Genomic DNA, 25,430 nt, shown 5'->3' with positions numbered 1-25,430 from the left:
TAATCCTCATGCCCCTGCTGTTAACAGGTTGTTTGGGTACGAAGCATTTAAAGGATGATGAGAAACTTCTTGTAAGACAAACCACCCGTGTTTCCAGAAAAGTTGATCAGGAAGAGCTGCGTTCGCTCTACGTACAGCGGCCTAACCGCCGTTTTTTGGGCGTACCGTCTTTCCATCTTCTGGTTACAATGTATTACGCCGGTTTGAAACGTTACAATAAGGAGAAGTTCGTCCGCAAGAAAGAACAAGCCGAAAAGAAGTTCGATGCCAAGATAGCAAAGACAACAAATCAGAAAAAGATCAACAACCTTCAGTTCAGAAAACAAAAGAAGATTGACAAGTTTAACTCTCGTATTGAAAACGGAAACCAGTTTATGCAATGGGGTGAGCCGGTTGCAGTTTTCGACAGCGTGTTGGTAAAAACTACGTTGGATCGGTTCAGTAACTATTTGTTTTCAAAAGGATACTTTACTAATAGCGTTACTACAAGAATTAATACAATAGGAAAATTAGTAACGATCAATTATCGTATTGAGACCGGTCCTCCTTTTATAATAGATTCCATCATTTACCGCATTCAGGATACTACTGTAAACAGGATTGTATCAAACAATAAAAGTGAAAGCCTTCTCAAGAAGAGTGAGCGCTATGAAGAAAGTAATCTGTCAAAAGAACGAGAACGGCTAGATCTTCTCCTGAAGGATAATGGATTTTTTGACTTTAGCAGACAATACATAGATTTTGAAGTAGACACTTCCGCGCTTAAGAACAACAAAGTTTTGGTAATCCTATTTATCCGCAATCCTGCGAAACGAGGATATCATAAACAGTTTGAAATTGATTCAATCCGGTTTACCACCGATGCAGGGGTTCCTTATCCTGGCTATTCGAGAAAAACAAGAACATACAGAGATGTACAATATCGATATTTTGAGAACAACTATAATTTAAAAATACTGAGTCAACGTCTCTTCCTTACCCCTGCATCACTTTATAGCAGGTCAAATACTTATAATTCCCAGAGGCAGTTGGCAAATCTGGATGCTTTTAAATTTGTGAACATCAATTACGATACATCCGGTGGAAGGTTTATTGCCAATATTTTTACCAGCCCTTTGGATAGGTATGAATGGTCTAACGAAGTAGGCTTAAACATTACACAAGGCTATCCTGGTCCCTTCTATAACATCACCTTTAAAAAAAGGAACATATTCAGGGGATTAGAGAACTTTGAATTTAGCGGCCGTATTGGTGTAGAAGGTGTAGCAGGAGCGACAGGAGATCAGATTTACCGCAGCACTGAAGCCGGTGTAAATGCGTCCCTTCTCTTCCCGCAATTTCTTTGGCCCTTCAGGGGTGGTACACAAATAAGGTTAGGAAAATATAATCCTAAAACAAGGCTTTCTGTAGGATACAGTTTTTCAGAGAGACCTGAGTATAGAAGAACGAGTACGACACTTTCCAACACTTATACCTGGCAGAACAAGAGGTCAACACAATACTCCCTTGCTCTTACCAACATAAGTCTTATTAACTCCACCATAAAAGATGATACCTTCAACACGTTACTTAACAGATTATATGAACAGGGCAATTACAACCTAAAAAGATCATTTGAGCCCTCTTTCGTAAGCAGTATGATCTTTGGTATTACGTGGAGTAAAGATTATGGCACTTATGATAAAAATGCATTCTTCTTAAGAGGACAAGTTGAATCAGGAGGAACTACTTTAAATTTTATTGATCCTGCTATTATCACAGATCAGGGACTTCAATATTTTAAATACCTCCGCTTCAGCTTAGACTTCAGGAAATTAAAAATTCTAAACAAATGGGCTACGCTTGCCTATCGAGTCAACACGGGCTATGCATGGTCTTATGGCTCTGGAAATTCTTTACCTTATGAAAAATTCTATTTTGTAGGAGGAAGTAACAGCGTGCGTGCATGGAGACCCCGACGGCTTGGATTAGGATCAGTACCTCCTCCGTTGAATGAAAATCCACAGCAAAAGGGATTGTTCAATTATCAATTTGAACAGCCGGGTGAAATTCTCCTTGAAGGAAGTGTCGAGCTTCGCTCCAAACTTTTCGGCTTTGTACATGGTGCTGTTTTTATTGACGCCGGAAACGTATGGTCTAGCCAACGAACCATTAGTGATCCTAATACACCTGCAAAAGGAAGTTCCCAATTCAGGGTAGATTCATTTTATCGTGAACTGGGTATAGGAACGGGATTTGGTTTACGCTTTGATTTTACTTTCCTCATCTTCAGATTAGATGTCGGCATCAAAGCATATGACCCTGCAAGAGAACCTGGCGACCGCTTTGTACTTGACAAGTTCAGGTTCTGGAAACCATACGCAAATACGAATAGTGACGGAACGATGAGAGGCCCGGTTAAAGAGCCTGTTATTTACAACTTCAACATTGGATATCCTTTTTAAATGTGATTTATTTCCTCTTCTCGTTTTAGTAACCAAGTAGCTTACTTATTTCCGTCTTTACTTTTTCGGCATTTGGGAGCATCATTTTTTCAAGATCAACATTTAGCGGTATTGCAGGAAGATTGGCAGCACCGAATGTCCATACGGGTGCATCCAGATAATTAAATAACTCTTTCGATATTCTCCCTGCTAAAGATTCAGCAAAGGAGTTCAATAATGGCTCCTCGGTTAAGATAAAAGCACGGCTATGTTTTTTAACAGATAACTTAATCTGATCCCAATCAATAGGGTTAAGCGTTCTTAGATCCAATATTTCGACCTGACCTGCAAACTCCTGCGACGCTTCTTTCGCCCAGTATACGCCCATACCGTAAGTGATTACTACGCAAGATTCACCCCGTTCTATTTTTTCTTCGTGTGCTTTCTGAACAACGTTAGCTTTACCTAAAGGAATGATGTAATCTTCATCAGGCTCAATAGTTTTTGCCTCTGAAGTACCGGCCACTTTAGACCAGTACAAGCCTTTATGTTCCAATAGCACAACAGGGTTAGGATCGTAAAAAGAAGCTTTTAATAATCCTTTCATATCTGCCGCGTTAGAAGGATAAACTATTTTTATCCCGCGGATGGTTAACAACGTAGACTCTATACTTCCAGAATGGTATGGCCCACCTCCTCCATACGCGCCAATTGGAACACGTATCAATGCCTGTATTGGAAATTTACCTTTGGATAAGTAACAGCTCTTGGACAATTCTTCTACTAACTGGTTTATGCCAGGCCAGATATAATCAGCAAACTGAATTTCAACAATGGGCTTCGCTCCCACTGCTGACATTCCTGCTGTTGAGCCTATGATATACGCTTCTTGTATGGGTGTATTGAAAACTCTATTGTCGCCATACTTCTGTGCCAGTGTAGCTGCCTCCCGGAAAACGCCCCCTAACCTTCGGCCTACATCCTGCCCATAGAAGAGCGCTTCAGGATGTTTCTTAAGAATCTCATCCATTGCATGAAGCGCAGCATCTACCATTACAACCTTTACACCATTTGCAGGAAAACGGTTTCCCTTTTCTTCTGTAATAATGGTTGGAGCAAACTCATGAGAACCAAAATCAGTAACATCAGGATCAGGCGCTTGAACTGCTCTTTCGTAGTCAGAAATAACTTTTTCGGATACCTTTTGTTCAATGGATAACAAACTGTCTTCCGGCTCCTGTATTTCGAGTAAGTAATTACGAAGCTTTACCACCGGGTCTAGTTTTCGGTGTTCATCCAGATCTTCACCACGATACCATTCCCTTCTTACCCCCGAAGTGTGATGACCTAATAGAGGACACTTGGCATGAACAAGAACCGGGCTCCTTTTTTCTCTTACATATTCAATCGCTTTTTTTAACCCAAGGTATGAGCCAACAAAATCAGCACCATCAACAACCATCCTTTCCAATCCTTTAAAGCCAGAGGCATACTCGTAGGCATCCATGGCTCGCATCTCCTTTCCTGTTGCAGATATACCCCAGTCATTATCCTGGATAAGGTAAATAATTGGTAATTTTTTTAATACAGCCATCTGAAATGCCTCTGCTACCTCACCTTCTGTAACAGAGCCATCGCCTAGTGAACATAATACTACAGGAGCTTCGTCTGCTTTTAACAAATTCTGCGATTCAAGATATGCGATGCCATGAGCCATACCTGTTGCAGGTATGGCTTGCATACCCGTTGCCGAGCTTTGGTGAGGAATAACTGGGAACCCTGTTCTTTTTAAGGATGGATGACCGTAGTAAGACCTTCCTCCTGAAAAAGGGTCTTCTGCTTTTGCCATCAGCTGAAGCATGAGTTCGTAAGGCTCAAGCCCCATTGCCAGTAACATAGACTCATCACGATAGTAAAGAGATGCATAATCATAATGTTTTAGTTGAAGGCCTGCTGCGAGCTGAATAGCCTCGTGCCCTCTTGACGTACTGTGAACATATTTACTACAAACATCTCTGTTCTCATCATATAACTCGGCCATCCTTTTGGATGTACACATTAACAGATACGCTTTTAATAAAACTTCTCTATCAACTTTAAGCTGATATTTATCACTTCCCTTTTGGGTATCACTGACAGTCATCGGCAATTATTTGGTCTCGCGATAAAGATAGTGATTTTGATTCATCCGAAAGAAAAACATCAACTTAAGCAAATGCTTCTGCCTTAGGTATTACGAAGCCAACACAGAAAAGATATTATCATTATGCTGAGTATCTCATATTCTTGAAGACGGCAAGATCATTAATCGAGATTATGTGAATAAAATGCGGATTAAGATTAAGTCAGTTACAATACTTAAAACTATGTGTATTAAGAATTTTTATTTACTTAGAAACAATTCTACAAGAATGAAATTCAACGAATTTAGAATTTAAGCCATCATAGACCACCAGTTCTTGAAAAGGTAATAACAGAAAAAGATATAGCAATTGTTATGACTTGTACCGAAAAATGATTTTGAACAAGACGTCTATCACTATAGTAACTTTCTACAAACCGTGGGGACGCACGTAGTAAAAAGTATTTACAACTTAATCGATAAGCAATTTTTAAAAAGTTTCTGAGGCATTTCAATAAAAGTTTCTTAGGAGTTAGCAATAGCAGCAACATAAACAAGCACAGCTGCAGTTTGAAATTTTAGTAAAAGGGAACTTCAACCCTTATGCAATGGTTTTAGGCTGGAACAAGTTTAAAATCTAATGGCAAAAAAAATTCTTGTCGCTGAAGATAATTCAGACAGCCTTATAATTCTACAAAACATATTAACCAGTGCCGGCTATAAAGTAGAGGCAATATCAGCAGGTTATAACATAGTAGAAAATAGACTTGACCTACCGGATTTGTTTATACTTGATAAGAATATGCCTACTATTGATGGTCTGGCATTATGCAAGTATTTGCGATTGAAACCAGAGACAAATAAAATTCCTATTATACTCATTAGCGGCAACCAGGATCTTGAAGTGAAAGCAAAAGAAGCGGGAGCAAATGAGTTTCTGAGTAAGCCATTTTCTGTAACCCAACTTCTGATGCTTATAAGCAAACAGCTTAATGCAACGGCATAGAACCCTCATGATCATGAAGCGTTGGTAAATTAAAGGGCACAATTTTATTCCTACCTGTACATCATTAACATGTATAGTTATGGGCAATAAAAATTCTGGAAGCAACTATCCTAAATCTTCTGGCAACAGAAACCAGCAAGACAATAATTCTCAATATAACACTCCTGAGTATTACAGGCGTAATCGTGAGCTTGGACAAAATCGTTATCCTACAAAAGAAGATAGCGGTGGTGAGTCGTCATACTCTTTTCCTGAAGGAGAAAATGACAATCTTAATACGCAATACGATGAGTTAAACACAGGTAAATACGAGAACTATAATGCCGATGGTTATTATGGAAGTAATTATGGTTCTATAGGATACCTTAATAACGGTCCTGACTATGAACAGAACGCGGGATACAGAGACAGATATAACAGGCTAACTACAGGTCAATGGCCTGAGATTGAATCTGCAGAAAGAAGCAGAAATAAAAACCGAGACCAATCCGCATCACACAAAGGTAAAGGGCCTCGCTCCTATAGTCGATCTGACACAAGAATTCATGAAGACATTAACGATGCGCTTTACGAAGACCGCTATGTTGATGCTTCTGACATTGAAGTGGTTGTAGAAAATGGTGAAGTTACACTTCTTGGACAGGTAGATGACAGGCAGGCAAAACGACGTGCAGAAGACATAGCAGAATCCGTATCGGGTGTTAAACATCTCGAGAACAGGTTGCGCGTACGGAGACCTGGTGGCGAGATAGTTAATATTCAAAATAGCAATAAGTAATCACCGTAACCTTTGAGCGTATGAACGTAAGTGATTTCTTAATTAAACGCCTATCGAGCTGGGGAATAAAGCGAATCTTTGGCTATCCAGGTGATGGTATCAACGGCATTATGGGAGCACTGAGCAGGGCCCAGGAAGAGATTAAATTCACACAGGTACGTCATGAAGAGATGGCTGCCTTAATGGCTTGCGCCTATGCAAAATTTACTGGTGAAGTTGGTGTTTGCCTCGCAACCTCTGGCCCGGGTGCTATTCACTTGTTGAACGGATTGTATGATGCAAAACTTGACCATCAACCTGTAGTGGCTATTATTGGTCATCCAGCCCGGAAAGCAATAGGTGGAAATTATCAACAGGAAGTAGATTTAATTTCCTTGTTCAAAGATGTAGCACATGAATATGTGCACATGGCTTCTGACGAAACACAAATTCGACATCTTGTTGACCGCGCTATTCGTATTGCTAAAGCCGAGCGGACAGTAACTTGTGTTATCATACCTAATGATATACAAACTAAAGAAGCTGTTGAAGTGCCACCACATGAGCATTACACGATACATACAGGAGTAGGCCATCCTTCTTCTATTGTGATTCCGACAGACGAAGCACTGCAACAAGCTGCTCATATTCTCAATGTAGGAAATAGAGTAGCCATTCTAGTGGGAGCAGGGGCAGCAAAAGCAACAGAAGAAGTTATTCAGATTGCTGAACTACTAAATGCAGGTGTAGCAAAGGCATTGCTGGGAAAATCTGTATTAGCGGACGACCTGCCTTTTGTAACAGGGTCAATAGGTTTTTTCGGGACAACAGCTACAGAGAACCTGATGAATGAGTGCGACACTTTACTTATGATCGGGACAAGTTTCCCTTATGCAGAATTTCTCCCTAAAGAAGGTCAGGCACGTGCAGTACAAATAGACATAGATGGTCGTATGTTAAGCTTACGATATCCGGTTGAAGTTAATTTGCTCGGCGATAGCAGCGAAACGCTTAAACGGTTAATACCGCTAATTCACAAAAAGCCGAATAACGAATGGAAGCATAAAATTGAAGATGATGTTAGAAAATGGAGGCAGGAACAAGAACAATTATCAACCAGAAAAGCCGAGCTTCTTAATCCACAGTTAGTATTTAAAGAACTTTCATCGAGGCTACCTGCTAACTGTATTATAACTGCGGACTCAGGTTCAACAGCAAGTTGGTATGCACGCGAGCTGTATTTTAAAGATGGAATGATGGGATCATTATCCGGAACCCTCGCTACTATGGGATGCGCTGTGCCTTATGCTATTGCAGCAAAGTTTGCTTATCCTGAAAAAACAGTAATAGCATTTGCAGGCGATGGCGCAATGCAAATGAATGGCAATGAAGAATTGCTTACCATTAGCAAGTATGCACAGTCTTGGAAGAACCCGAATATCATAATCTGTGTAATTAACAATCGTGATTTGAATATGGTTACATGGGAGCAGCGAATGATGGAGGGTGATCCTAAGTTTGAGGCGACGCAGGTTACTCCTGAATTCAATTATGCTGCATACGCAGAGTCGATAGGATTTACCGGGATACGAATAGACTCGCCAGAACAAGTTGCTGAAGCATGGGAGCGCGCACTCTCCGCAAATAATCCTGTACTTATTGAAGCTATAACTGATCCTGAAATATCACCTTTCCCTGATCATGTATTGATGAAGAAAGTTGATAACCTGGCTACATCTGTATCCAAGGGAGATGATGCAGTAATGAAAAATACAGGTCACATTTTACAACAAAAAGTTGAAGAGAAACTTCAAAAGGTAGAAGCAGAGTAAACTACAGCAATCTTTGAGGCAACGCTTGCGCGCCTCAAAGATTGCTTTTCTTTCTAATTATTTGATCTTTTAAGCTGCCAATGAGATTATTTAATTTTCCATGGTGACTTTAGCCGGATTCATAACATTGTGCTAAATTTTCGCCTTATATTTAAGGCATGCAGCGGTATTTAACATTTGTTGTCCTTTTCATTTCCATTTCAGCAACAAAAGCACAGGAGGTCACCGAAAGAAGCAGTCCTTTAGCACTTGCACGCGCGCGTTATAAAGATGCTTATATTAAGATAACTTATTCGCAGCCTGCAAAAAACGGCAGGGAAATTTTCGGAAAGTTAGTACCGTATGGGCAAATCTGGAGAACAGGTGCAAATGAGGCAACAGAAATTCTTCTCACTAAGAATATCCTCATAAATAATCAGCTTTTAAAGGCTGGTGTATACACGATATTTACAATTCCAAATAAAGACAAATGGACAGTTGTTATAAACAGTGACTTTGGTCTTTTTGGGTCCTATAATTACAATCCTAAACTCGACGTTTTCAGGTTTGATGTACCCGTTCAACAACTAAACGTTGTCTATGAACCATTGACTATCCAAATAGACCAAAGAAATGAATTGGCAAATATTTTGATTATGTGGGACAACGTTAGTATTGCTATACCTATAAAATTTTTTAACTGATTATGATACGAAACAGTGGTCTTTGCTTCTGCGTGTTTATTCTGTGTTCTTTTTCAATACTTGCCCAGGAAGCGTCTGAATTAGAAAAAAGACATGGTTTTAAAGACATAAAACTGAATACCCCTGTTGATTCAGTTAAGGGAGTAAAACTTAAAAAGGAGTTTAAAGAGAGAAACGAGTTTGACGCTAAACTGTATGAGGTAGACCATCCTGCCTATAAAAAGATTGGTGAAGTAAATGTGAAGCAGGTAGAGCTAAAAGCATACAAAGGTCTGATCTACCAGATTTTTGTAGTAGCGGATAAAGATCCTCGTCTCATGAAGGCGCTTGAATCTATCTATGGCAAAGCGGATTATGATATGAAAAATGAGACATACTTTTGGAAGGGTTCTAGTATCATGTTAAAATTCAAGTCTCATTCTAAAAACGAACTGGAAATGGTTTACGACTCCCCTGTAGTTTATAGCAAGATGAAGGAGGACAAAGCCAAGAAAATAGAGAACATTGCTGATGACTTTTAGAGTATAACAAACTTAGAGAAGGGTTAACAGAAAAATTATTAAATCCCTTCTCTAAAGTTGTTAAAGTCGCATTTTACCTTTTAAGGAATCATCCAAGGCATCTTTAGGCACTACTAACGAAACTGTATTAATAGCAAAATATGCCTCTGACACTTTAATTAATCCTTTAAATGGGCCAACCTCACCCCAGGAATTTTTTACAACATAAAACTTTTTTCCCTTCGTGCTTTTTTCTACTCCTACCAGATGCATTAAATGATCGTCTTGAGTAGTAAGGTTTTCAAACAACTGCTGTCTTAAGCCCTGGTTATACAAATCCTCTTCCGCCTCAGGATCAATTTTATTTACTGCATCTTTCCCTTCTTTTAATTGAAGCGCATAGCCTTTTTTCTGATTGAAATTAGCATTGCTAACATCGGCATCCCACATCAATGAAAAACCTTTTTCTAATGCTTTATCCACCAAAGCTATCATTTCTTCCAGAGGAAGATTGTGGTATGAGGCATTTGCATAATTATCGGGGATCTCTAAAATGAATTGATCGTAATAGGGATGATGACTAAAAGATGTCAGAAACACATAATCGTTACTGTTAAACTTAAGAACCTCCTTGGCAAATGAGATAGGAGTATATACTTTTTCTTTATAAGTAAATTTTTCGGGTGCTTTACCGAGATGATCGTCAAGAATCTGTTGAAATCCTGTCATCCAATCTGATGCAATAGGTCGCTTACTTAGCACATTATCAAGGTAAGCTTTAAGACTAGCATCAAGCTTACTATGGTCATGCGACTTTGTTCCTAGTAGCAGCCCTGAATAAACGCTTTCAGGAGCTGTTCCATATTTAGAGATTGCATTAATGACATCATGTCCTAAACCTCCTGGCCCAAATTGAGCTGCTCCCTGTCTTAAAATATAGTTACGGGCTTTCTCCGTATAGATACTCCGTACAGTATACATTTCAGATAGATCGAACTCTCCTAATCCTGATTTAATAGTTTGAGATTCTATTAAGGAGATGGTAGAAAAGCTCCAGCACGTTCCTGTATTAGCCTGATTCTTAACAGGCGTAAAGGCTACAGTTTTAGCTGGCGTGGGATGAGTTGCGGTCCCTTGAGCAAATGCTTGCGAACAAGAGACAACAACTAAAATGGAGACCGTAATCTTTAGCATATTACTTCTGATAAGTAATTCTATAGATAACGTTAGCCTGGTCATCAGAAACAAGCAATGAACCATCATTTAACTGTAAGACATCTACCGGACGTCCCCACGCCTTCTGCGAATCGTTGTCCAGCCATCCGCTAACAAAAGTTTCATGGCCGACTGACTTGTTGCCTTCAAGTTTTACAAGACTTAATTCATAACCACTTTTTTTGCTACGATTCCAAGAACCATGCTTAGCAACAACCACCTGATTCTTGTATGTCTCTGGAAACATGTCGCCTGTATAGAATTTTAGTCCAAGAGGAGCAACATGGGCTCCCATTTTTTGAACAGGGGCAACAAAATCACTGCAAGGTCTTTTATTTCCAAACTCAGGATCTTTAACAGAGCCTTCATGGCAATAAGGATATCCGAAATGCAAACCTGCTTTAGGAGCAACGTTTAATTCGCAGTTTGGAACATCATCACCAAGTAAGTCTCTTCCGTTATCTGTAAACCACAACTCCTTTGTTGTAGGATGCCATGTAAAACCTACTGTGTTTCTTACTCCTTTTGCAAATATTTCACGACCTGACCCATCCGCATTCATTCTTGTTATTGTAGCATAGATCTCTTCCTTAGGTTCACAAATATTGCAAGGGGCTCCAACCGGAACATAAAGTTTTCCGTCGGGACCAAAAGCTATATATTTCCATTGATGTCCATCCTGTTCGGGATACGAGTCATTAACCACCACTGGTTTCCCTGGGTTGTTAAGCTTAGATTCAATACCAGGAAATTTAATGATTCTTGTAGTTTCAGCGACGTAAAGATCGCCGTCTTTAAAAGCCACGCCATTAGGCATAGTAAGATCAGATGCTATTGTCCATTTTTTATCGGCAACGAAGTCTCCATCGCTGTCCTTGCCTGCATAGACCTTATCCCCGTCACGATTTCCTACATAAATAACTCCGGATGGGCTAATGGCTAAAGATCGGGCATTATGGACTTCGGCAAACACGCCGATTTTAAAACCCGCAGGAAGTTTTAACTTATCTAAAGGCAGGGATTTTGAATATTCCGAGATCGCAGGAATGCTACCGTCTTCGGGATTAGGCACTGCTGAGGTTACAGAATCGGTGGCGATGGTTTCCTTGTTTTCGTTAGAACCGCTATTGCTGCATGCGAGCAGAACTGAAAAGGATAGAATAAAATATAACTTTAATTGAATCATTTTTTAGTTGTTAAGGATCGAAATTTAAGGGCATTCATTAAATCTTGCACTATAATTATACAAGAGGTTCGTTACTTCTTATCAAAATCCAATAAATAAATATAATAATCCTATCAAATAGTCATTATTTTTGCATTTTGTTTTGTTTCTATTTGATATCATAAGGATTGTGATAATCTGGATTTGATTTACTGAATTTTACATGCTTTCTATTACAAATCTCTCCTATTACATTGGAGGACGCCCGCTTTATGAAGATGCCAGCCTGTTTATTAAACCTAAAGACAAAATAGGTCTAATAGGTCTTAATGGCAGGGGAAAATCTACACTACTTAAACTTATCAATGGCGATTATACAGCTGATTCAGGATCGATAAGTAAAAGTAATGATTGTACAATCGGCTTTCTAAACCAGGATCTTCTCTCCTACCAAACAGATGACGCTATCGTTACTGTTGCCATGAGCGCTTTTAAAGATGCCGTTGATACACAACGGCAGATTGAGACAATCCTTCATAAGTTGGAAACTGAGTATTCTGATGATCTGGTGGAGAAGCTTACAAAATTGCAGGAGAGATTTGATCACCTTAATGGCTATTCTATGCAGGCAAAGGCAGAAGAGGTATTAGAAGGTATTGGTTTTTCAACTGCTGACCTTCATAGACCTTTGAAACAATTCTCAGGAGGATGGAGAATGCGCGTTATGCTGGCCAAGCTTCTTTTAGAAAAACCATCTCTTTTAATGCTTGATGAACCTACCAACCACTTAGACTTACCCTCTATTGAGTGGGTTGAAAATTACTTACGAAACTATGAGGGCGCTGTGATAATCGTCTCTCACGACAGACGATTTTTAGATAACGTAATTAACAGAACGGTTGAAGTTACTCAGCAACAGCTCATCTCCTACGAAGGTAATTATAGCTTTTACCTGGAAGAGAAAGAATTAAGAAAAGAGATTCAGCAAAATGCATATGAAAACCAACAGCAAAAGATAAGACAAACAGAAAGGTTTATAGAAAGGTTTAAGGCAAAAGCAACGAAGTCTCGACAAGTACAATCCAGAATCAAAGCCCTAGAGAAAATGGACATGATTGAGGAGGTCGTTGATGATACAGCTGCTGTAAACTTTCGATTTAAATTTAATCAGCAACCGGGAAGGTATATTGTCACTCTTAACAATGTTTCCAAATCTTATGGGCCATTAGAGATCCTGAAGAATACAAGTATACAAATTGAACGTGGAGACAAGATTGCTTTAATTGGTGCTAACGGAAAAGGCAAATCTACTTTATTAAGAATTGTTGCAGGAGAAGAACCTGTAGAGGGAGAAAGAGTTGTTGGATATAATGTCATCAAGGCATTTTACGCCCAGCATCAGCTCGAATCACTCCATGTTGAGAATGAAATATTAGAAGAGCTATTACAGGCCGGATCTGGAAAGACAGAACAGGAGTTAAGAAATGTTTTAGGTTGCTTCTTGTTTTCAGATGAAGATGTATTTAAAAAAATAAAAGTGCTTTCTGGGGGTGAAAAATCACGTGTCGCGCTTGCTAAAACGTTAATCTCGGAAGCAAACTTTTTGCTGTTAGATGAACCTACCAACCACCTAGACTTTATCTCTGAAAACATTCTAATCCAGGCGTTGCAACAATACCAGGGAAGCTTTATTGTAGTTTCTCACAACCGTTACTTTGTAACACAGATTGCCAACAAAATCTGGTATATCGAAGACAAGCAAATCAAAGAGTATCCTGGTACATATGAAGAGTACGAATTTTGGAGAAAGAAAAACGAGTTAAACAACACGGAAGTTAAGCCGGAGCCAAAACCTAAAGTAGAAAAAGTACAACCGGAACAAAGGCCAAAAGCGATTAATAATGAATCGCAACGGAAGACTTTGGAAAAGAATCTAAGAAAAGTAGAAGAAGAAATTGAGCAATTGCAGGCAAAGAAGAATAAAATCGAATTAGAAATGACGCAACCGGAAGTCTACGGAGACTTCAATAAAATGCAGAAGGCGAAAAATGAATTCAATGTTATTGAAGACAAATTACAAAAGGCTAATGCGGAGTGGGAGCAAATAGCGATTGAAATTGATAAACTAAGCTAAGCAGATAAAATCAGAATTTAGAATAAAGAACGCCTTACTCCTGGTCAGAGCCGAACCTCGGAGTATAGGCTGTTCATTATGTAAATTCCTTACCACTTACAAGACTTAGTTTAGTAAAAAAACTAGAGGGTCAATGAAATATATATTTGAAACGCAGGCCAACGTCAAAAGTGATTGGTGTAGATTCGACCCCTAAATCCGACTTATAAATAGATTGAAAAGGATAACGTACACCTGGATTCAATGTAATGCGATAGCGCTGACTGAATCTGTAGCTTAACTCTGTTCCCATTAATCCACTAAAATTCATTGGCCGGTAAGGTGCATCATCCCTACCCTGATCAACATTAGACAGACTCTGGCCCTCTGCAGTTTTTACATTTTGAATGAATAAATCAGTAGATATACCCGCGTTTAACTGCAAGCCAAATTTCTTATTAATTAGTGTATAACCGGCCTGCATAGGTAAACTGATATATCGAACACTGTTGTTTACATTGTAAGGTGCTGTCGTTACTAGTTTTTCTGATTTAATTCTGGCTGAGGCATCTGTGCTCAATTGTTCTAATTCGTTAATTGAAGCTGGACGAAAAGTTTGATAATCAGGTGAACCAACAACTGCATTAGCAGTATAATCAGATGACTGGGTCAAATAGTTCACGCCGCCCTGTAATACCCATCTCGGCGTCAATCGTGTACCCATATTAACGCCAACAGCATAAGCAACACCGGAGGCCTTAACCTCGTTATCTGCCATTACAGCGTTGCTGGCGGCAAAAGCACTAGAAGACGATGAAGCAACATTAGACGCAATGGTATTAAATGACCCAGCTGATACGCCGACAGATGTCCAAAGCTTCTCATCTTCAGATGAGGCTTTCTCCTTTTTCTCCTCCCTGATTTCTTGTTCCCTGGCAGCAAGTTTTGCCATCATCACCGCTACAGCATCTTGTTCTTCTTTTTTTGGCAGCGTAAGCGTTATATCTGGCCTTTCATAAAGAGCTGGTAATCGGTCTTTGTTAAGAGCAAGATAGAGGTGATCAGAGTTTTCAGAACTAAAACTTTTAATAGTCGAATTACCCTCGTTAGCCAAAAAAGAAAATGATGTCTTGATAGCCTCATTCCTTCCTTTCTTTTCAACTCCGCTATTATCATTGGCGTAGAGGGACTTGAGAGTTTCACTTGCCATATCTATTTTTTCTTCTCCTTTACTGCCGAATTCGTAAGTAGCGTTGTTCGCATTTTCCTTTCTATCCTTTACTACGCCGTTTGAAGCATCTAATTCATTTAAATTCGCCTTACCCGAAATCTCTACGTTTGAATCTACTTTAAAAGATTCTTCTATGTCCTCGCCAGTTAGTTCATTCTGTAAAGTTGTTCCATTCAAATTGTGATTATAAGTGAGAGCACTATTTAAGGACTTATTAAAATTATTTTGTTGTGTCAAGTAAACACTTACTCCTCCTGCCATTAAAGCAAAAACGACAGAAGCCGCAGCTAATGTTTTGTAAAAAAACAATCTACGACGCATCTTCTTGCCTTCGGCTCTTTCCAATTCAAGCTCAATATTAATCCATGCATCTGAAGATGGACCTACCTCAGCTTGCTTGAAAGCATCTGCCCATTGATCTTCAAATTTTCCCCTGTCCATATTTTTTATAATACGATGACTCTTTTAACAACTTCTCCTGAAGTAAGGTACGCGCCCTCGAATACTGCGATTTCGACGTCCCCTCTGATATTCCTAACATTTCAGCAATCTCTTTATGATTATATCCCTCAATGGCGAATAAGTTAAACACAATCTGACATCCCTGCGGCAACGACTGTATCATTTCTAATAGTTGCGAAAAGTGAATACCTGAAATGCTAATCTCATTTTCAGGTAAATCAATTTCCTGCACGTCTACCATCGGAAAGAGATAAAGCTTTTTGCGCTGATAATTAAGGGCAGTATTAACCATAATCCGTGTTATCCACGTCTCCAGCTTACTTTCCTGCCTAAAATCTTTAATTGCGTGAAAAACCTTTACAAAACCCTCCTGCAAAATATCCTCTGCTTCCGCTGTGGTTTTAGAATAGCGTAAACAAACAGCAAGCATTTTACGACAATATCGCTCATACAAAGCCTTTTGGAAGCTTCTGGTGCCTTTCCTGCAGCCTTCAATAAGTTCAGGTTCCTTGAGCATGTAGTCCTTTGTACGGCCGTTTTCTAGCATTTAGACAACTTCTGATATTAAAAGGTTGGAATAACTTTATAATTTCGTCGTTAGTATGCGTTACCTCGTTATATATACTTTACTCCTGCTCGCGGGGTGTACTCCCCTCGCCCCGAATGCAATTAGTTCCGAAGGCTCTGTAAAAGTACTGCGTTTTGCTGATCAAACATATGAGCCTGAAATTAAAACCGTTGTAATCCATCCTGCTTCTTCAAATCAAACTAGCTCTTTGCTACCTGCTGTTACTAAATTAGGGGGTGAGAATCTCATCCTTGAATTTGATGACCTTACAACTCAACGCGACACTTATTATGCAAGAATTTTTCATTGCAATTACGATTGGACGAAGTCAATTTTGATGGACCTGGACTACATGATTGAATACAATGAATTTCCAATAAACAATTTTGAATTCTCTGTAGATTCTCACGTTCCCTATGTTCACTATAGATTTGTTATTCCACAAGTAAAATTGCCCGGAAATTATGTGCTGGTTGTATACAGAGGAAGCGATAAAAATGATTTAATCCTCAGCAAGCGATTCATGGTCTACGATAACAGGGTTGCGTTTTTAAATGAGCGAAACTTAATAGGAGCAGGTGATATTGCTTCTCTTAATCAGCAAATCAATTTCACAATTAACTATAAAGATTTAGATATAATTAATCCTTTAGATAATGTCAAAGTTGTGATTCGGCAAAACCAGCGGTGGGACAATATTGCTACTGATGTCCGACCGAGCTTTGTCAGGGAAATAGAGAAAGAAATTGAATATCGTTTTTTTGATGAAAATAAAATGTTTAAAGGCGGAAGTGAGTTCCGTTTCTTTGACATGAGGTCTCTAAATTACCCCGGCAGAAATGTGGCCCGGGTAAATAAAAGTGTTAAACCATTTGAACTGTATCTGGAAAAGGACAAGTCAAGAGCAAACGAAGCTTATAGTCAGTATGATGATTTAAATGGTGGATTTATTCTTGACAACCTTGATTATAGAGACGCCTCTTTTGCCAATTATGCGTTTGTCAATTTTACATTAGTATCAAAGGATAAAATTCCAGGAGATGTTTATGTTACCGGAGCATTCCAACAATGGAACCTTAACAAAGAAAATAAAATGTACTACGACACAACAAACCGTGAATACACTGCTCAATTTCTTTTAAAACAAGGATGGTACGATTACCAATACGTTGTAAAATCAAACTCCCTTCCTCCCTATGCTCTAGAAGGTTCACACTATGAAACGGAAAATATGTATGAGATCTTTGTTTATTATCAACCTTTTCAACCCAAGGCAGATATGTTAATAGGATATCTTAATCTTTATAAAAACAAGCGTTAAGCATATGACATTTCCTGTTGAGTAGCCGTGCTTATAGAATTATTATTAGCAACGTCTAACATCCCAAACCCTTTATATGTAAAATAGCCTAGTCCGTTCTCATAGACGAATTCCTGCACCTCACGGGCCGCATACAGAGTGAACGGCAATGTATAACCCCTTACTTCAAACCTTACATCATTATCATATAAGGGATAGATTCGTGCAAATTTCTTATGGGAATTTTGAATACGCTGTAAATATTCATTATCCGGAACAATTTGAAACTTGTAAAATGAAGCTAGTTGCTCTGCTGTGAAGTTACCAGTCGCCTCCATCCTTGCCAACGTAGATTCATAAAGAAGATCTGAAAATTCATCCTGATCAGGAGACACAAATTTTTTGCTTCTGTCATCGTTAAAGGACGCCGGAATTAGTACTACTGGAGAAATACAAAGAAACCTTGCTTCATCTCCAATTTTAATAGGATCTTCCGCTTCGGTACTCTCCGGAACCAAATGAAGGTTTCCTACAATAATTTCCTTTTGCTCAAATAATCTTGATAAGAAATAATCCATAAAAGATTTATCAGAACAAGAGAATACAAGTGTTACTCTAGAAGAATAGTAATGTAGCCCTTTGCGACTTACTTTTGTCTGTCCTTTTAAACCAGAAAAATTGAATTGTTGAAAGTCTAAATATGCTTTTTGAGGTCCAAAAACTAAAAGTCCTTTAATAACCTGCGCTAACAGGTATTGATGATGAAAGGGCACATAAGCCCCACGATTTTTCAAAGAAAAAATAATCCTGGTTCTCAAACCTTAAAAAATTTATAACAACGGGTTAAAAAATTGTAACCCGAACTCGCTCTATTCTGATGATGAGCAGATTATAAAACTAAAAAAAAATTCTAATGGTTGGAACCTTCCGTAAGGAATCTTTAAACATTAAACCTGAAATGCATTATGTCACCATCTTCAACTACATATTCCTTCCCTTCTATTGCTAATTTTCCTGCTTCCCTGCACGCAGCCTCTGATTTAAACTTTTGAAAATCAGTCAATTTAACTACCTCCGCTTTTATAAAGCCTCTCTCAAAATCAGTATGGATAACGCCAGCCGCTTGAGGTGCTTTCCATCCCTTTTTTATTGTCCATGCCCTTACCTCTTTCTCTCCTGCTGTAAAGTAAGTTATCAAATCAAGAAGCTCGTAACCTGCCCTGATCATCCTGTTCAGGCCTGATTCCTTTAAGCCATATTCTTCCAGGAACATCTTCTTCTCTTCCTTTTCTGTAATTTCAGCGATTTGTGCCTCCAATGCCGCACAAATCTTTACAATATTGGCACCTTCTTTAGAAACAGCCTCTTTTAACGCTTTCACATGACTATTGTCTTCATGAAGATATTTTTCATCTACATTGGCAACATACATCATTGGTTTCATCGTAAGAAGGAAGAGATCAGTTACGGCCTTTTTCTCATCCTCAGATACTTCTAATGTCCTTGCATTTTTTCCCTGCTCAAGAGTAGCCTTATACTGTTTAAGAACCTCAAGCTCTGCCTTTGCCCTCGGATCGCCGGACTTAGCTGATCTTTCTATTCTACCAATCTTCTTATCAACAGATTCGAGATCCTTTAATTGAAGTTCCATTTCAATGATCTCCTTGTCAGACACAGGGTTAACAGGTCCCACTGAACGAACAATATTTACGTCGTCAAAACACCGTATCACATGGACGATGGCATCCACCTCCCGAATATTAGTTAAGAAACCATTTCCACGTCCCTCATTCTTACTGGCACCTTTTACCAATCCTGCAATGTCTACGAATTCTATAGTTGCAGGAACAACACGTTGAGGATTAACTATCTCAGAAAGTATATCTAGCCGATCGTCAGGAACGTCTATAATACCGATATTGGGATCAATGGTAGCAAACTCGTAGTTAGCTGCTACATTTTGAATATTTGTTAGAGCTGAAAATAGTGTTGATTTTCCGACGTTTGGTAAACCCACAATTCCGCAACGAAGTCCCATAGTAGTTATTTAGGCCGCAAATATGATAGGATTTCCTGATTTAAAGGTAGCTACATTCGTTTTTTTTATAAATCACCAACAGACATCCTACGCTATTTTTAGCAAAAAGAAAAGCCCTTGAATATTCAAGGGCTTTCTTCCAATATAGGTTTTGATTTAGGTTAGTCCCATTTTAGTTCAGAATCCGATCCTCTGCCATTAGAAGCTGTTTCCGCTTCTTCCCGTTCCGGTTGATTATCAAATTGACTGAAATCAACGTTAGGCATCAATTCGTGCTTAACATGGTTAACAGTATTTGTTAATGCTTCTAAGAATTTGTTGAAGTCTTCCTTGTAAAGAAAAATCTTGTGCTTTTCATAGGTAAAACCTTCGTCTTTGAAACGCTTCTTACTCTCAGTAATAGTAAGATAGTAATCATTAGAACGGGTTGATTTTACATCGAAAAAGTAGGTTCTTTTACCGGCTTTCACTTTCGTCGAGAAAATTTCATCCCTGCCGTTTGTCTTGTTGTCTTCCACAATCCTTCAATTTTAAAGTTAGGTATACGTTTGGTTCTATCGAAGATAGTACTTTACACAAAGATTGCAAACTAACTCGTAAATAATTTAGTTTGAAGTAATAAAATACTTACCTTTTAAAACATCAAAGTAAGCATCAATATACACATTTTCCAATTATTGTGAGCATTAAACTTAGTGAGATTAAACAAAATACGAGCTTAGAACTACTTGCTAGACAGTTAGTAGAGGGTTTTATAACTGGATTACATAAGTCTCCTTACCACGGTTTTTCAGTTGAATTTGCAGAACATCGACTTTACAACGAGGGTGAAAGCACACGACATATTGATTGGAAGGTTTATGCGAGAACAGATCGGCTCTTTACAAAACGTTATGAGGAAGAGACCAATTTAAGGTGTCTTATAGCGATTGACACTTCTCAATCCATGTATTATCCTGTAAAGTCATTATCTAAGATCCGGTTTAGTGTCTACGCAGCCTCTGCTTTAAGCTATATGCTTCAAAAGCAAAGGGATGCCGTCGGACTATGCCTCTTTTCTGACCAAATTGAAACGCTCACTGCAGTTAAATCAACACCAACGCATGTTGACAAAATTTTTGGATTGCTAGAACAAGTGACCTCTCAAGAAAGAAAGGAGAAAAAGACAAGAGTGTCAAACGTACTTCATGAAATTGCAGAAAAGATTCATAAAAGGTCACTCGTTATTATTTTTAGTGACATGTTTGATAGTGAGGAAAATATCGATGATCTCTTTAAAGCCCTGCAACATCTTAAACACAATAAACACGAGGTGATTGTTTTCCACGTAATGGATAACGAAACGGAATTGCTTTTCGATTTTGAAGATCGCCCCATGGAGTTTGTTGATCTGGAAACGGGAGATAAATTAAAGTTAAATCCTGCAGATATTAAAGAGCGATATCGTATAGAAGCAGAACGTTTTCATAAGAGCCTGACCATGCGATGCAACCAGTATAAAATTGATTTTGTTGAGGCTGATGTAAGAGGAGCTTTTAATCATATTCTTCAGACTTACCTGATTAAAAGAACTAACATGCGTTAAAAGCTGTCGCATAAAAAAACCTAACATTCCTGTTAGGTTTCTATTATTAATTGCTTTGTTCTACCTCCTGATGGAGCCAAGCCTTCTTGGCGAGTAGCTCTTCTTTTGTTTCAACGTAATCAGGGTCTGGTACGCAACAATCAACCGGACATACAGCCGCACATTGTGGCTCTTCATGAAAACCAGTACATTCTGTGCATTTACCTGATACTATATAATAAAACTCATCAGAGACAGGTGTTTGAGGTGCTTTTCCGTCAATAACCACGCCGTCTTCAAGTTCTACACTTTCAAGTTTAGTGCCTCCTGCCCAATTCCATTCCCTACCACCTTCATAAATCGCTGTATTTGGGCATTCCGGTTCACATGCACCGCAATTGATGCACTCGTCCGTAATTATTATTGCCATGCTTTCTCTACTTTTGAATTTTTCCTTACAAAAATACGTCAAATAACTATCCTACAAAACGGGATTAGTATAGTAAAAGTTTATGAATTCTAAAGATAGAATAACAGCATTTGAAAAACTAGGAAATTATCTCCTTGCAATCGATAAAGCAGAATTAGAGTGGATTTCTTCAAAAGCAGTAAATGAGAACTCCTGGTTTGCAAATGAAAGCGTCAGTACAGCCATTGAAGCTTTATCAACAGTATTGACAAGAAGAAATTTGGAAGAATGGCTTTCTCCGTACAAGCTACAAGAAAATACTACCAAAACTATTGCTGTTGTTATGGCCGGTAATATTCCGCTAGTTGGATTTCATGACCTACTTTCCATACTGATAACGGGCAACCGTATTCTTATTAAGCCAAGTTCAAAAGATTCAGTTCTCCTAAAATTTGTAATAAATAAGTTGCTTGAGATAGAGCCCCGATTTCGAGAATCGATATCTTTTACAGAACAACTAAAGAACTTTGATGCTGTTATTGCCACAGGCAGTGACAATTCATCAAGGTATTTTGAGTACTACTTTAGTAAGTACCCGCACATTATCAGGAAGAATAGATCCTCTTGCGCGCTTCTCACGGGTTTCGAAAATGAGCAGGAACTTTATGATTTGGGTAAAGATGTTTTCACGTATTTCGGACTGGGATGTCGTAATGTATCAAAACTTTTGGTTCCGAATGAGTTTGACTTCACTAAGCTTCTAAACGCATGGACGCCTTATAAGAATATAATGCATCACCATAAGTATCATAATAACTATGATTACCAAAAGTCTATTTTACTGGTGAACCGTATTCCTTTTCTTGACTCAGAATTTGTGCTTCTACAGGAGAATGAGCGCTTACTCTCTCCTATCTCCGTGGTTTTTTATGAATTCTATGATAGTTGGGAGGCAGCTACTGCCAAACTAAAATCACAATCTGACAAAATTCAATGTATCGTTGGAAATGCAAAACCCGCTACCGTTAAAATAGGTCAGGCACAGTTGCCGCAATTAAATGATTATGCTGACCAGATAGATACAATTGCTTTCCTACAATCCCTTCAGTAGAAATTGAAAGAGAGAAACAAAGCGATTAAAGTAACCGTTGTTTCTCTCTTTTTATCAGACTAACTTGTCTTAAGGCTTGATGCCTCTCATAATCTCAACCCAACCTGTAATCGGTTCATTTTTTCCTATTTGAAGTCTGTAGAAGTAAATACCATCAACAGCTCCCTCACCTCTCCAGTTGTTTTGGTAGTTATCTGATTTATAAATCTCCTTACCCCAGCGATTGGTGATCACCAATTTATTACCTGAGTCCCCAAGGTTGCGTACAAAGAATATATCATTGATACCATCATCATTTGGTGTAAAGATATTCGGTGCATATACGGAGTTGTCTAAAGGTACCCTTCCAACTAAATCTAAAGTACAACCAGATTCATCTTCTATTACAATTCCATAACGTCCAGCAGGCAATTGCTTTTTATAATACTTCTCCAGTTCAAAGTTCTCATTCTCCTCAATTGGCTCAGTCTTTTCAAAACTTGATAAAGAACTTGAAGCTGAATCCAAACTGATAGTGATCATGTAACCTGGATCTCCTCCGGTAATACCTACAACTTTTAATGAACCAGTAGGCATATCAGGATAAGAAGCCGTCATGCCTTCGATACTTGCACTTATTGGATTACTAATGACAACTGTCTTTTTATCAGATTTAACGATAGGACACAACGCTTGATTTTGTCTCACTATCAAGTTGTATTCACCTTTCTTACTTAAGAAATTACGGTCTTCAATAAGATATGTATTGGTTATCGGAAACGGTGAAACCCTTATAGAATCTACTCTTTTTCCAGAGAACTTATCGAAAACAAGTACATCAAACGCGGCATTATTATCACCTTTAATATCTGACAACTGTACTACCTGCTTGTTCTCTTCGCAGAATTTTTCTGTCATGAAATCAACCGCAATTGCACCACCTGATATTGTAAAATCTTGTCTCGTAGGACAACCAAAATCCGAACTCACTAAGACATAGTAATTTCCGGCAGTAAGACCTGATTTCATATCACTATTTCCGCTATTTGGGAACTTCTCCAGCGTAATAGTGCTCTCATCTTCTGTCGCTCTTGCGATGCCATACTTATAAGGACCTGGTGTTTGAGTCTCATCCATATCTACTGCAATAACAACTGATCCATCTGTTCCACCACTTTCACAAGAAGGAGGTGTTACTGTTGCCTGCGGATCATTAATTATTATCTGATTAGGTGATGGAATGTTCACAATCATTGACTGCTCACATCCATTAACATCCCTGATCCTGTAGTTTTTATTACCTCGTTGTAGACCTTTATAAACTATAGAATCTGTTAAGTTTTCAAACAGGCCTCCCTGGAACGAAATGGTATAAGGCGCATTTCCTCCTGTAGGATCACTCACCTTGAGCTCACCATCATTGTTATTACAACTTGCTTCTTTCGCTTCATAAATAGATGATACCTTGCTAGGAGCATTATTGATAGTTATTTGAACTTCTGCAGGACATTTATCTGTACCATCATCTCTTACCAGTATTGAGTAAGTTCCCACCGGCAAGTTGGTTAAGTTAGAAGTGAACGTACTCCACACTGTGCCATTATCTGTTGAATACTCATAAGGAGCATTTCCACCTGTTACAGTTATCTGTGCTTGCCCTGTTGGCTGATCAAAGCAAACCGCATCTTTTACGGAAGCAGGATCTAACGTTGCAGTAACTGTAGATTGCACTTGTAAGCTTTGTGATAGTATACAGGTACTCGTACCATCTGTTATGAATATCTGGTAGTCAAGTGAAGGAGGTAAATTATCGAATGATGTTGGAACTCCTGGAGGAACTGGAATACTTCGTGTAAAGTAACTTGTTTGAGTGCCTCCTAAGATACTATCATATAAGACAACATAATAAGACTGTCCGGCAGGAAGATTGCCTCCTGTTATTGTCAGCTCGATTGCCCCATCATTCATACCGTTATTAGCTGTTAAGCATGTTGGCAACGTCAACTTCGGAGTCGGAATTGTAAAGACTCCGCAATTGATAGGTCCGCCAGGACCATTACCACCTCCACCGCAAGAACCTGTGTTGGAGACATTAACAACTATAGCAGAAGCGACACTCGTACCACAAGGATAAACAGCCCTCACTTCAAAGTTAGTCGTTCCTACTGTTCCTACATTTAATTGTGCGGCTGTAGGTGTATAACTACCTGTAGTTGTTGTAGCTATCAGTGTACTCGCCCCTCCTGATACAGAGTACCATTGGTACGCTGTTGCACCCACTGCAGTAGCTGTTAGTACAGGAGCTGTTGTGTTAAGACATACAGTTACGGGAGATACTACTGTAGGAGCTGCTGCGAAATTGATGACAACTTCATCTATGCTCGGAGGACAGGTTCCATTAGTTACTATCCATCTTAATTTATACAATGTTCCTGTAACCCCTATAAATTGTGCATTAATGTCATTTGCAGGTATTGGAATTCCCCCCATACCTTCTATAACAGACCATATACCGGTTCCAGCTGTTGGCGCCGTAGCATTTAATGTTGTATAATTTTGAGAACAAATCAGCTGGTCAGCTCCCGCATCTGCAACAGAAGGTGCTAGATTAAACTTGATCTGAACATCCTCAAAACTACTACAAGCTCCGTTGGTAATCGTCCATCTGAGTGTATATGTTTGACCTATCGTACCATCAAATTTACTTGTTGGACTACTTGGATTATCAATAATACCAAGTCCATCAGCATCACCACCTGGTGCAAAGCTCCATAACCCTGTACCGGTATTCGGCGAATTCGCATTTAACGTTGCAGTACCACATACGCTTTGATCAGGGCCCGCATTTGCAATTTCATTTACATTAACATTTACAGTAACAGTAGCAGAATCTTTTGCGCATGGTGCTGTGCCCGTTACTACATATTTAAATGTATAAGCTCCAGCTACTGC

20 protein-coding genes are annotated in these 25,430 nt (G+C 38.9%); 10 read left to right on the top strand and 10 right to left on the bottom strand.

Going from position 1 to position 25,430, the window contains the following annotated elements; all coding sequences use genetic code 11:
• The first annotated feature begins 8 nt into the window (after nucleotides 1-8).
• Complete coding sequence (tamL, locus tag KK060_RS09035; protein ID WP_254153391.1) at nucleotides 9-2,444, top strand: translocation and assembly module lipoprotein TamL; 2,436 nt, start codon at nucleotides 9-11, stop codon at nucleotides 2,442-2,444.
• A gap of 25 nt (nucleotides 2,445-2,469) precedes the next feature.
• Here the strand turns inward: tamL and KK060_RS09030 are convergent, their stop codons facing one another.
• Nucleotides 2,470-4,566 carry an alpha-ketoacid dehydrogenase subunit alpha/beta gene (locus KK060_RS09030; RefSeq protein WP_254153390.1) on the bottom strand — a complete coding sequence of 699 codons (2,097 nt, stop codon included), beginning with the start codon at nucleotides 4,564-4,566 and terminating at the stop codon, nucleotides 2,470-2,472.
• 619 nt (nucleotides 4,567-5,185) lie between these two features.
• On the opposite strand from KK060_RS09030, the gene KK060_RS09025 reads away from it, so the two are divergent.
• The 5 genes from KK060_RS09025 (at nucleotide 5,186) to KK060_RS09005 (ending at nucleotide 9,344) form a co-directional block, all read left to right on the top strand.
• Nucleotides 5,186-5,551, top strand: a complete 366-nt coding sequence (locus tag KK060_RS09025) for a response regulator (RefSeq protein WP_254153389.1) — start codon at nucleotides 5,186-5,188, stop codon at nucleotides 5,549-5,551.
• A 79-nt stretch (nucleotides 5,552-5,630) separates the two neighbouring features.
• Nucleotides 5,631-6,329: a BON domain-containing protein gene (locus KK060_RS09020; protein ID WP_254153388.1), complete on the top strand. Its 699-nt coding sequence runs from the start codon at nucleotides 5,631-5,633 to the stop codon at nucleotides 6,327-6,329.
• Between the two features lie 20 nt (nucleotides 6,330-6,349).
• On the top strand, nucleotides 6,350-8,140 hold the full coding sequence (locus KK060_RS09015; RefSeq protein WP_254153387.1) for a thiamine pyrophosphate-requiring protein: 1,791 nt from the start codon (nucleotides 6,350-6,352) through the stop codon (nucleotides 8,138-8,140).
• A gap of 158 nt (nucleotides 8,141-8,298) precedes the next feature.
• Nucleotides 8,299-8,823: a DUF2911 domain-containing protein gene (locus tag KK060_RS09010; RefSeq protein WP_254153386.1), complete on the top strand. Its 525-nt coding sequence runs from the start codon at nucleotides 8,299-8,301 to the stop codon at nucleotides 8,821-8,823.
• Nucleotides 8,824-8,825: 2 nt separating this feature from the next.
• Nucleotides 8,826-9,344: a hypothetical protein gene (locus KK060_RS09005; RefSeq protein ID WP_254153385.1), complete on the top strand. Its 519-nt coding sequence runs from the start codon at nucleotides 8,826-8,828 to the stop codon at nucleotides 9,342-9,344.
• 60 nt (nucleotides 9,345-9,404) lie between these two features.
• Here KK060_RS09005 and KK060_RS09000 read toward each other — a convergent pair whose 3' ends face one another.
• Both KK060_RS09000 and KK060_RS08995 read right to left on the bottom strand, forming a co-directional pair.
• The gene (locus KK060_RS09000) at nucleotides 9,405-10,517 is read right to left on the bottom strand and encodes a C1 family peptidase (RefSeq protein WP_254153384.1); all 1,113 of its coding nucleotides are present in this window, start codon (nucleotides 10,515-10,517) and stop codon (nucleotides 9,405-9,407) included.
• A gap of 1 nt (nucleotide 10,518) precedes the next feature.
• Nucleotides 10,519-11,724, bottom strand: a complete 1,206-nt coding sequence (locus KK060_RS08995) for a PQQ-dependent sugar dehydrogenase (protein ID WP_254153383.1) — start codon at nucleotides 11,722-11,724, stop codon at nucleotides 10,519-10,521.
• Nucleotides 11,725-11,926: 202 nt separating this feature from the next.
• Between KK060_RS08995 and KK060_RS08990 the strand changes: the two genes are divergently transcribed.
• Nucleotides 11,927-13,837, top strand: coding sequence for an ABC-F family ATP-binding cassette domain-containing protein (locus KK060_RS08990; RefSeq protein ID WP_254153382.1), 1,911 nt, complete (start codon nucleotides 11,927-11,929; stop codon nucleotides 13,835-13,837).
• 130 nt (nucleotides 13,838-13,967) lie between these two features.
• On the opposite strand, the gene KK060_RS08985 is transcribed toward KK060_RS08990, so the two are convergent.
• Entirely contained in the window at nucleotides 13,968-15,488 is a 1,521-nt protein-coding gene (locus KK060_RS08985) for an outer membrane beta-barrel protein (RefSeq protein WP_254153381.1), read from the bottom strand.
• A complete protein-coding gene (locus KK060_RS08980; protein ID WP_254153380.1) occupies nucleotides 15,469-16,026 on the bottom strand; it encodes an RNA polymerase sigma factor in 558 nt (185 codons plus the stop codon). The genes KK060_RS08985 and KK060_RS08980 overlap by 20 nt, the downstream gene beginning before the upstream one ends.
• 85 nt (nucleotides 16,027-16,111) lie before the next feature.
• Here KK060_RS08980 and KK060_RS08975 point away from each other — a divergent pair, with 85 nt between their 5' ends.
• On the top strand, nucleotides 16,112-17,398 hold the full coding sequence (locus KK060_RS08975; RefSeq protein WP_254153379.1) for a type IX secretion system plug protein: 1,287 nt from the start codon (nucleotides 16,112-16,114) through the stop codon (nucleotides 17,396-17,398).
• On the opposite strand, the gene cas6 is transcribed toward KK060_RS08975, so the two are convergent.
• From cas6 to KK060_RS08960, 3 genes are all read right to left on the bottom strand, one after another.
• Nucleotides 17,395-18,195 carry a CRISPR-associated endoribonuclease Cas6 gene (gene cas6, locus KK060_RS08970; protein WP_254153378.1) on the bottom strand — a complete coding sequence of 267 codons (801 nt, stop codon included), beginning with the start codon at nucleotides 18,193-18,195 and terminating at the stop codon, nucleotides 17,395-17,397. The two genes, KK060_RS08975 and cas6, sit on opposite strands and share 4 nt — an antisense overlap.
• A 122-nt stretch (nucleotides 18,196-18,317) precedes the next feature.
• Nucleotides 18,318-19,415, bottom strand: coding sequence for a redox-regulated ATPase YchF (gene ychF / locus KK060_RS08965; protein WP_254153377.1), 1,098 nt, complete (start codon nucleotides 19,413-19,415; stop codon nucleotides 18,318-18,320).
• A 161-nt stretch (nucleotides 19,416-19,576) separates the two neighbouring features.
• Nucleotides 19,577-19,933 (bottom strand): DUF3276 family protein, encoded by a 357-nt coding sequence (locus KK060_RS08960; RefSeq protein WP_254153376.1) that lies wholly within the window; start codon nucleotides 19,931-19,933, stop codon nucleotides 19,577-19,579.
• 161 nt (nucleotides 19,934-20,094) lie between these two features.
• Between KK060_RS08960 and KK060_RS08955 the strand changes: the two genes are divergently transcribed.
• Nucleotides 20,095-21,000 (top strand): DUF58 domain-containing protein, encoded by a 906-nt coding sequence (locus KK060_RS08955; protein ID WP_437124573.1) that lies wholly within the window; start codon nucleotides 20,095-20,097, stop codon nucleotides 20,998-21,000.
• A 46-nt stretch (nucleotides 21,001-21,046) separates the two neighbouring features.
• On the opposite strand, the gene KK060_RS08950 is transcribed toward KK060_RS08955, so the two are convergent.
• Nucleotides 21,047-21,409, bottom strand: coding sequence for a 4Fe-4S dicluster domain-containing protein (locus tag KK060_RS08950; protein ID WP_254153375.1), 363 nt, complete (start codon nucleotides 21,407-21,409; stop codon nucleotides 21,047-21,049).
• Nucleotides 21,410-21,491: 82 nt separating this feature from the next.
• On the opposite strand from KK060_RS08950, the gene KK060_RS08945 reads away from it, so the two are divergent.
• Entirely contained in the window at nucleotides 21,492-22,499 is a 1,008-nt protein-coding gene (locus KK060_RS08945) for an acyl-CoA reductase (protein ID WP_254153374.1), read from the top strand.
• Nucleotides 22,500-22,568: 69 nt separating this feature from the next.
• On the opposite strand, the gene KK060_RS08940 is transcribed toward KK060_RS08945, so the two are convergent.
• A partial coding sequence (locus KK060_RS08940; protein WP_254153373.1) for a T9SS type B sorting domain-containing protein occupies nucleotides 22,569-25,430 on the bottom strand: 2,862 nt, incomplete at its 5' end.

Origin of the sequence: Chryseosolibacter indicum, assembly GCF_018598585.1 — a bacterium.
GTDB classification, from domain to species: domain Bacteria; phylum Bacteroidota; class Bacteroidia; order Cytophagales; family Cyclobacteriaceae; genus Chryseosolibacter; species Chryseosolibacter indicus.
The sequence above is the reverse complement of the archived record's forward strand: the minus strand, read 5'-3'. Positions and strand labels throughout refer to the sequence as shown.